At 73.9% G+C, this 7,883-nt stretch carries 10 protein-coding genes and 1 pseudogene; 9 read left to right on the top strand and 2 right to left on the bottom strand.

The genetic code is table 11. From position 1 onward, the window contains the following. From ND748_RS20225 to ND748_RS20200, 6 genes and pseudogenes are all read left to right on the top strand, one after another. A pseudogene (locus ND748_RS20225) lies at positions 1-443 on the top strand (hypothetical protein); the annotation flags it as partial. Positions 444-541: 98 nt separating this feature from the next. Then, complete coding sequence (locus ND748_RS20220) at positions 542-844, top strand: hypothetical protein (RefSeq protein WP_251747570.1); 303 nt, start codon at positions 542-544, stop codon at positions 842-844. 273 nt (positions 845-1,117) lie between these two features. After that, a complete protein-coding gene (gene mqnB, locus ND748_RS20215) occupies positions 1,118-2,164 on the top strand; it encodes a futalosine hydrolase (protein WP_251747569.1) in 1,047 nt (348 codons plus the stop codon). Positions 2,165-2,204: 40 nt separating this feature from the next. Further along, complete coding sequence (locus ND748_RS20210; RefSeq protein ID WP_251747568.1) at positions 2,205-3,050, top strand: 1,4-dihydroxy-6-naphthoate synthase; 846 nt, start codon at positions 2,205-2,207, stop codon at positions 3,048-3,050. A gap of 68 nt (positions 3,051-3,118) precedes the next feature. Beyond that, a complete protein-coding gene (locus ND748_RS20205) occupies positions 3,119-3,997 on the top strand; it encodes a DNA-formamidopyrimidine glycosylase family protein (protein ID WP_251747567.1) in 879 nt (292 codons plus the stop codon). 16 nt (positions 3,998-4,013) lie between these two features. Beyond that, entirely contained in the window at positions 4,014-4,364 is a 351-nt protein-coding gene (locus ND748_RS20200; RefSeq protein WP_251747566.1) for a rhodanese-like domain-containing protein, read from the top strand. 28 nt (positions 4,365-4,392) lie between these two features. Here the strand turns inward: ND748_RS20200 and purS are convergent, their stop codons facing one another. After that, positions 4,393-4,677 carry a phosphoribosylformylglycinamidine synthase subunit PurS gene (purS, locus tag ND748_RS20195; protein ID WP_251747565.1) on the bottom strand — a complete coding sequence of 95 codons (285 nt, stop codon included), beginning with the start codon at positions 4,675-4,677 and terminating at the stop codon, positions 4,393-4,395. Between the two features lie 109 nt (positions 4,678-4,786). On the opposite strand from purS, the gene ND748_RS20190 reads away from it, so the two are divergent. Beyond that, positions 4,787-5,419 (top strand): haloacid dehalogenase-like hydrolase, encoded by a 633-nt coding sequence (locus ND748_RS20190; RefSeq protein ID WP_251747564.1) that lies wholly within the window; start codon positions 4,787-4,789, stop codon positions 5,417-5,419. Positions 5,420-5,513: 94 nt separating this feature from the next. On the opposite strand, the gene ND748_RS20185 is transcribed toward ND748_RS20190, so the two are convergent. Continuing rightward, complete coding sequence (locus ND748_RS20185) at positions 5,514-5,741, bottom strand: hypothetical protein (protein ID WP_251747563.1); 228 nt, start codon at positions 5,739-5,741, stop codon at positions 5,514-5,516. Between the two features lie 237 nt (positions 5,742-5,978). Between ND748_RS20185 and ND748_RS20180 the strand changes: the two genes are divergently transcribed. After that, the gene (locus ND748_RS20180; protein ID WP_251747562.1) at positions 5,979-6,374 is read left to right on the top strand and encodes a cold-shock protein; all 396 of its coding nucleotides are present in this window, start codon (positions 5,979-5,981) and stop codon (positions 6,372-6,374) included. A 556-nt stretch (positions 6,375-6,930) separates the two neighbouring features. Then, positions 6,931-7,883 (top strand): serine/threonine-protein kinase (locus ND748_RS20175; RefSeq protein WP_251747561.1); only part of this gene is annotated, 953 nt, incomplete at its 3' end.

The raw sequence follows: 7,883 nt of genomic DNA, 5'->3' as shown, positions 1-7,883 counted from the left end.
GCGCGGTCCCAACGGCCGAACCCGCCGGCGCCATCCCAGTCCCCGCCGGCCAGCCCCAGCCGGGGCTGGCCGAGCCGGCGTACCCGGCCGGCTCCGCGGCTTACGCCGAAGGCGCCCAGCCGCAGGCCCCGCTTCCGGACCCGGCCGCATACCCGGGCCAGGGGGCCTACCCGAATCCGGCGGCTTACCCGGACCCGGCCGCATACCCGGGCCAGGCGGCATACCCGAATCCGACGGCATACCCGAATCCGACGGCATACCCGGGCCCGGCCGCATACCCGGATCCGGCGGCATACCCGGGCCAGGCGGTGGTGTCCGCACCGGTGCCGCCCACCGACCCCTGGCGGGAGGCGCCGGCGCCCATCCCGCCCACACTGGCGGACCCCACCCGCCCGGATGCGCCGCGCCAGCGCCGTGGCCTGGGTCGCCGGCGGCGCGCCTGACCCGGCGGGACGTGACGTCGATCACGAGGCCGGGCCCGCGCCACTCGCGGACGCCGCGACCCGGGGCGCCGCGACTGCGGCGGCGATAACCTCCGAGCGTGCGCACGTCAACGCGGTCCCGGCGCAGGCCGTTCCCACGGCTCGCCGCGACCACCGCCGTCGCCGCTGCGGTCGCGGTCGGTCTCGGGATCACCGGCTGCAACCGTCCGACCCCGCTGGTGACGATGGAGTCGGGCGGCGACTTCGTGACGACGAACGCGGCCCAGTACCTGCGGGACGGTGCCCTCATCCAGCGGACGGGTTCCCCGCCGCACCTGGATGCCAGGCCCGGGGGCAGTCTCAACATCGACGTCCCGACCTCGGTGGCCGATCGCGGCTACTTCCTCTCGGTCAAGCCCTGACCCGCATCACGCCGCGTCGCCCACCGGCCCGCGGCGGCGGACCGACCGGCGACCGCCCGGGCCGGACCGGGGACGTACCGTCCGGGTACCCCCGTTGCCACCGCCCGGCCCCCCGGCATGCGCGCAGCGTGCCCTTGGTTGCCATCAGGACCACGCAGCGTCGACCGTGGTGCTAAGGTCCGGCAACAAGTCCGATTTGCACCACATCGAAAATCCCGTGCCGTTACATCGCCGTCCGGCCCGGTGGCATTCGAGTAGATCGACCGACAGCGCATGACGGCAGACGAGGACATTCCAGATAATGATCCGGACCTGGTCGTGAGCCGCACCCTGATCGTCACCGCGGTGACAGCCGAGGCAGACGCGGTGTGCGCAGGGCTGATGGGTAGCTGGTCGCGTGGCCGGACGAGGTTGCCGGCCGGCCCGGGCAACCTGGTGTCACCGGACTGGGACCGCCAGCTGCTCACCACGTCGACGTTGGGCCCCTACGTCGGCCGCCGGCGTGGCCCCGTCACGGTCCTCGCCGCGGGCACCGGCGGTCCGGCCGCCGCCGCCGGCACCGCGACGGCCCCGGCCGTCGCGAGCGCCGCCGGGCAGCCGTTCGATCTCGTGGTGACCATGGGCGTCGCGGGCGGGTTCCGCGGCTGGGCGGAGGTCGGCGACATCGTCGTCGCCGAACGGATGGTCGCCGCGGACCTTGGCGCCGAGTCCGGCCTCGACGAGGAGCCCCCGTCGGCGCCGGCCGGCCGGATCAGCGAGATGGACCGCAACCTCGGCTTCCACGCGGCCGGCGCGCCGACCCGCCGAGGCCCCGACGGACGCGGCCCGGTCAGCGGCGGGGCCTTCCTCACCCTGGACGACCTGGGACTGGGCTCGTCCACCGTGCGCCCCGAGCCGGAGCTGGTGTCGCGCCTGCACACCGTGCTCGACGCCACCGGCCGGCGGATCGTCACGGGTACCGTGGTCAGTGTGTCGACCGTGACGGGCACGGAGCGCCGGGCCAGCGCTCTCACCGAGCGGCTGGACCCGGTGGCCGAGGCGATGGAGGGCTATGCCATCGCCCTGGCCGCGCGATCCTTCGGCGTCCCCGCCGCGGAGATCCGTGCCGTGAGCAACCCGGTCGGCCGCCGGGACCGCGCCGGCTGGAACCTGCCGGCCGCGTTGGCGAGCCTGCGCACAGCCGCGGCGGCGCTGGTCGCGCACCCTGAGGGCCTGGTTGCCACCGAAGGCCTGGTCGCCACCGAGGCGCTGCCCGCCGCCGGTAGCGGGACGGCCTCGGCGGGCTCCGGCGCCCAGCACGGCAGTAACGGCACGCGCTGACCGGCGGCGGGACACACACCGACGAGTGGGAGGACACCGGATGAGCGAGCGTCCGACGGGCCCGGCGGGGGACACCCGGTCGCTTTCCCTGGCCATCTCCCCGTGTCCCAACGACACGTTCGCCTTCCACGCCCTGGCCCATGGGCTGGTGCCGGACGCTCCCGCGGTGACGGTGACGTTCGCCGACATCGACGTGCTGAACTCCCGCGCGGCCGAGCGACGCGACGATCTGGTCAAGGTGTCCTACGGTGCCCTGCCCTGGCTGCTGGCCGACTACCAGTTGCTGACCTCCGGCGGGGCGCTGGGCCGCGGCTGCGGCCCGCTGGTGCTCACTGCCGGCCGCACCGACCTGCGCGGCGCTCGGGTCGCCATTCCCGGCACCCGCACGACCGCCTACCTGCTGTTCCGACTGTGGGCCGCCGATCGTGGCGTGGCGAACATCGACGTGGTGCCGTTCGAGAAGATCATGCCGGCGGTGCAGGAGGGCCGGTACGACGCCGGGCTGGTCATCCACGAGTCGCGGTTCACCTACCCGTCGTACGGGCTGACGGCGCTCGCCGACCTCGGCGACTGGTGGGAGGAGCAGACCTCGCTGCCGATCCCGCTCGGCGCGATCCTCGCCCGTCGGGAGCTGGACGGCGCCGCGCTGTCCGCCGCGGTGCGCGCCAGCGTCGCCGCCGGGTTCGCCGACCCGTCCGCAAGCGCCGACTACGTCCTCGCCCATTCGCAGGAGATGGCGCCGGACGTCGTCGACGCGCACATCAAGCTGTACGTCAACGAGTTCAGCCTCGATCTCGGTGACGAGGGGTTCGCCGCCATCGAGACGCTGCTCGCCCGTGCCGCCGACGCGGACCTCGTGCCGAGGCTCAGCCAGCCGTTGCGCTGACCCGAGGTCTCGCTGGCACGCTTGCGGCGCCGCGGGTGATTCGGCGCCGCGGGTGAGACACTGCGGTGATGCCGGAGCTGCCGGAGGTCGATGCCCTCGCCGCCTTCCTGCGCGAGACGGCGCTGGACCGGGTCGTCGACCGGGTCGAGCCGGTCGCCGTGAGTGCCCTGAAGACGTTCGACCCCGCGCCGTCCGCCCTGCACGGGGCCGCGCTCGCCGCGGTCGAGCGGCACGGCAAGTTCCTCGACCTCGTCTTCGCCCTTCCCACCGGGGAGCGCCTCGACCTTGTCACCCACCTGGCTCGGGCCGGCTGGCTGCGCTGGAAGCCGAACCAGCCAGCGGCGCCGGCCCGCCCCGGGCGGGGCCCGCTGGCGTTGCGGCTCACCTTCACCGACCGCAGCGGCTTCGATCTCACCGAGGCCGGCACCCAGAAGCGTCTCGCCGTCCACGTGGTCCGTGATCCCGCCGAGGTGCCCGGCATCGCCCGGCTCGGCGTCGACCCGCTCGGGGCGGCCTTCACCGTGGCCGCGCTCGAGGAGATCCTCGCCGCCGCCGGGCGGTCCCAGCTCAAGGGAGTGCTCACCGAGCAGGCTCGGATCGCGGGCGTCGGCAACGCCTACTCCGACGAGGCGCTGTGGACGGCGCGGCTGTCGCCGTTCAAGCCGGCCTCAGGACTGTCGGCGGCGCAGACCGCGAGCCTGCACGCCGCGCTCGTCGGTGTGCTCACCGCCGCCCGCGACAGCGCCGCCGGGCTCGCCGCCGGCGAGCTCAAGGCCGAGAAGAAGGCCAACCTGTCGGTGCACGGACGGGCCGGGTTGCCCTGTCCACGCTGCGGCGACACCGTGCGGGAGGTCTCGTTTGCCGACCGGGCCCTGCAGTACTGCCCGACCTGCCAGACCGACGGGCGGACACTCGCCGATCGTCGGTTGTCCCGACTGCTGAAGTAGGTGGCAGGATGGCAGGGTGAGTTCTGATCAGATCCCGGCTGTCAGCGTCGCCGACCTGCCCGCCGACCTGTCTGCGGACGGTGCCCCGCTGCTCGTGGATGTCCGGGAGCCCGACGAGTGGTCCGCCGGTCACATCGCCGCCGCCCTGCACATCCCCATGGGTGAGCTCGTCACCCGGCTCGACGAGGTGCCCCGCGAGCAGGACGTGGTCGTCGTGTGCCGCTCCGGCGGACGCTCCGCCGCCGTCACGGGCTACCTCGCCCAGGGCGGCTGGCAGGTCCGCAACCTGACCGACGGAATGCTCGCCTGGCAGGCCCACGGCCGGCCGATGGTGAGCGAGAGCGGCGCCGCGCCCCGAGTCCTCTAGCCCCGGCGGCGGTCGGGGCCGGCCGAGCTCAGCCCGCGGCGCTCGGGCTGGGCTCGGCCGCCGCGTCCTCGACCCGCACCACGTAGTCCTCGATGACCGGGTTGGCCAGCAGGGTCGACGCGAGGTGTTCCACCCGCGCCAGCACTGCGCCATCCAGCGTCACCCCGTCCGCAAGCTCCAGCTCGAAACGCTTGCCCTGGCGGACGCCGACGATCCCGCTCACTCCGAGGCGAGGCAGCGCGCCCAGCACCGCCTGGCCCTGCGGGTCGAGGATCTCCGGCTTGAGCATCACATCCACCACAACCCTGGTCACACCCGCGGACACTACCGGCCCGGCGGCCCCCTCGGCGGCCGTTGCGGGCCAATCGCAGGCTGAATGTCGGGCGATTGAGGGCCGCGCCGGTCCGGCCTAAGCTCGGTTGGTGCCGTCCTGGAATGCCTCGGCCCCGGTTGTCGGATTCGACCTCGACCTGACCCTGTTGGACGCCCGGGCCGGTATCCGGGCCACCTTCGCCGCCCTGACCGGCGAAACCGGCGTGACCGTCGACGCCGACCTGGCCGTCTCCCGGCTGGGACCGCCGCTGGAGAGTGAACTCGCACACTGGTTCCCCGCCGCGCAGGTGCCCGCCGCCGCCGCCCGCTTCCGGGAGCTGTACGCCGTGCACGCCATTCCCGTGTCGAGGCCGATGCCGGATGCCCGCGCCGCGGTGGACGCGGTGCGCCGGCTCGCCGGTCGCGTCGTCGTGGTCACCGCGAAGAGCACCTCGCTGGCCCAGGCGAGCCTGGACCGCATCGGCATCGCCGCCGACGTCGTCGAGGGTGCGCTGTTCGCGGGGACGAAAGGGGTGGCTCTGCGCGCCCATCGGGTGGACGTCTTCGTCGGAGATCACCTGGGTGACATGATCGGCGCGCGGGAGGGCGGGGCGCTCGCGGTGGGCGTGACCACCGGCCCCTGCTCCGCGGGGGATCTACAGACCGCCGGTGCCGACGTCGTCCTGGCCCGGCTCGGCGAGTTCCCGCCCTGGCTGCTGGGCGAGGACACCCGCCGGCGCTGACCGCGGCTCGGCCGGGGCCGGGGTGCCCGGCTTCGGGGCGGGCACCCCGCGGCGAGGTTCGGACGATCGGCGCGGTTCGGACGACCGGCGCGGCTCAGACGACCGGCGCGCCCTCGCCCTGCTGGTGTGCACCCCGCTCTACGTGCTCGCGGTAGTTCGCGGCCTCCTGGTCGGAAACCTCTAGGCCCTCGGCCGCACGGTTCGCCTCGGGATCGTCCGGGCCGCCGTCCGCGCCGAGCACGGCCTCGTCCCGCGCCCGGCTCCGCTCGGCCTCCTCGAAGTCCTCCGGGGTACGGAAGTCCTCGCGATCGGGAATCGCCATCGAAACGCCTCCTGCCATCGGGGGCCGGCCGTCCAGCCCGGACGGTCGGCCCAGGGTCAGGACCTGGCATGCCCGGGGTGGGCCCCGGATAACACCGGGGAGGGGATCGTCACTGCTGAGGTCCGACCGACAGCCGATCGCGACCGAAGACCCCGCGCGCGGTGCGGTCGACGGATAGCCTGGGATTCCCTCAGCTTTCGTTGCGTTGTCCTGTCGTTACACAGAACGAGGTCGCCCGTGCCCACCGGCAAAGTCAAGTGGTTCGACGTTGACAAGGGCTTCGGCTTTCTCAGCCGTGACGACGGCGGCGACGTCTTCGTCCACAAGGCCGCCCTACCGGCCGGGGTGGAGCGACTCAAGCCGGGCGATCGGGTGGAGTTCGGCGTCGCGGCCGGGCGGCGCGGGGACCAGGCGCTGTCGGTCCGGCTGCTGGCCGCGCCGCCGTCGGTGGCGAAGGCGGCCGCGCAGGCGGCCCGCCGCAGCCCCGACGAGCTGCACAGTATGGTCGAAGACATGATCAAGCTTTTGGACGACGTCCAGCGCGATCTGCGCCGCGGCCGCTACCCGGACCGCCGGATCGCGCAGCGGGTCGCCAAGGTCGTGCACGCCGTCGCCAGTGAGCTGGAGGCGTAGGCGCCGCGGCGTCGGTCCTCACGGCTCCGTCGGCGGCAGGAAGCTCACCCGGCGGCCGCAACCGGTACACACCGCCACCTGGGCGCCGGGTTCGTCATCGGACGCGACGAGATGGGTCAACGGGACCGGCCCCGCGCACCAGGGGCACAGCAGCCACGGTCCATCGACGCCGGGCGGGCCGCCGGTATCCATTCGCCCACGATGCCTCATCCCGCCGCGGGCGCGGGCACAATCGCCACATCCACTATCCGCGAACGCCCGGAGCCCGCTAACCCTCACAATCGCAACACATTGTCGGCCAACCGACCCGAACGTCCGGCCGGGAGCCCGTGCGTGCCGAAAGCGGCCCGCGGTGCGGCAGACTGCGAACGAGACAACACGACCCCAGAAACGCCGGCGAACCCCGGCCGGCCGCGTGCCGCCGGACCGGGCGAGCTGGTAGCGGGGTCGGGTCCGGGCCGTGCGTGGGATCGGGAGCTGTGGGATCGGGAGCTGAGAGGCATTCGCGTGACAAGCAGTGGGCAGCGGTCGTGATCACATCCGTAGGGTGCTGACCGTGGTCGACGACGCCGCGGGCCCGAACTCCCGCCGCACCGATCCCGGCGACCCACTCAACCCCCACGAGCCGCGGTCCATCGGTCCCTACACCCTCATCAGCCGCCTGGGCGTCGGCGGGATGGGCACGGTCTACCTGTCCCGCAACGCCACCGGGCGGCGGGTCGCCGTCAAGGTGATCCGGCCCGACCTCGCGGCCGACGAGGAGTTCCGCCGCCGGTTCCGGGCCGAGGTGGAGGCCGCCCGGCGGGTCGCCCCCTTCTGCACCGCCGAGGTGCTCGACGCCGATCCGAACGCGCCGGCACCCTACCTGGTCACCGAGTTCATCGACGGCGTCCGGCTGGACGAGCAGGTCGAGTCCGGCCCGCTGGCCTCCTCGACCCTGACCGGTCTGGCCGTCGGGGTGGCTACCGCGCTGACCGCCATCCACAGCGCGGGGCTCGTGCACCGTGACCTCAAACCGAGCAACGTCATGCTCTCGCTGTCCGGCCCCCGGGTGATCGACTTTGGCATCGCCCAGGCGTTGGAGGGCGCGAAGGCCAGGCCGACGGCATGGGGGTTCGGCTCGGCCGGCTGGATGGCGCCCGAGCAGGTGCACGGCCAGCCGATCGGCTCCGAGGCGGACGTGTTCGCGTGGGGCATCCTCATCGCCTACGCCGGCACCGGCCGGCACCCCTTCGGCGACGGCTCGGATATCGACCTCGGCATGCGCATCGTGGGCTCCGCCCCGGATCTGCGCGGACTGCGCGAGCCACTGGTCGGGCTGGTCAGCGCCGCCCTGGCGAAGCATCCCGACGACCGGCCGAGCGCCCGGGAGCTGCTGCTGCGGCTCGTCGCGCAGCCGCCGGCCCGCGGTGGCCCCGCCATCGGGCCGGCGATAGGCCAGGTGGAGGAGCTGCTCAACCGCACCGGCGAGGTGCCCCGCCCGACGCCGACGAGGGTGGGCCCGATGAC

The organism is Frankia sp. AiPs1, from assembly GCF_023716945.1.
In the GTDB taxonomy this organism is placed as follows: domain Bacteria; phylum Actinomycetota; class Actinomycetes; order Frankiales; family Frankiaceae; genus Frankia.
Note: the sequence above shows the minus strand (reverse complement) of the source record. Positions and strands in the feature narration are given on the sequence as shown.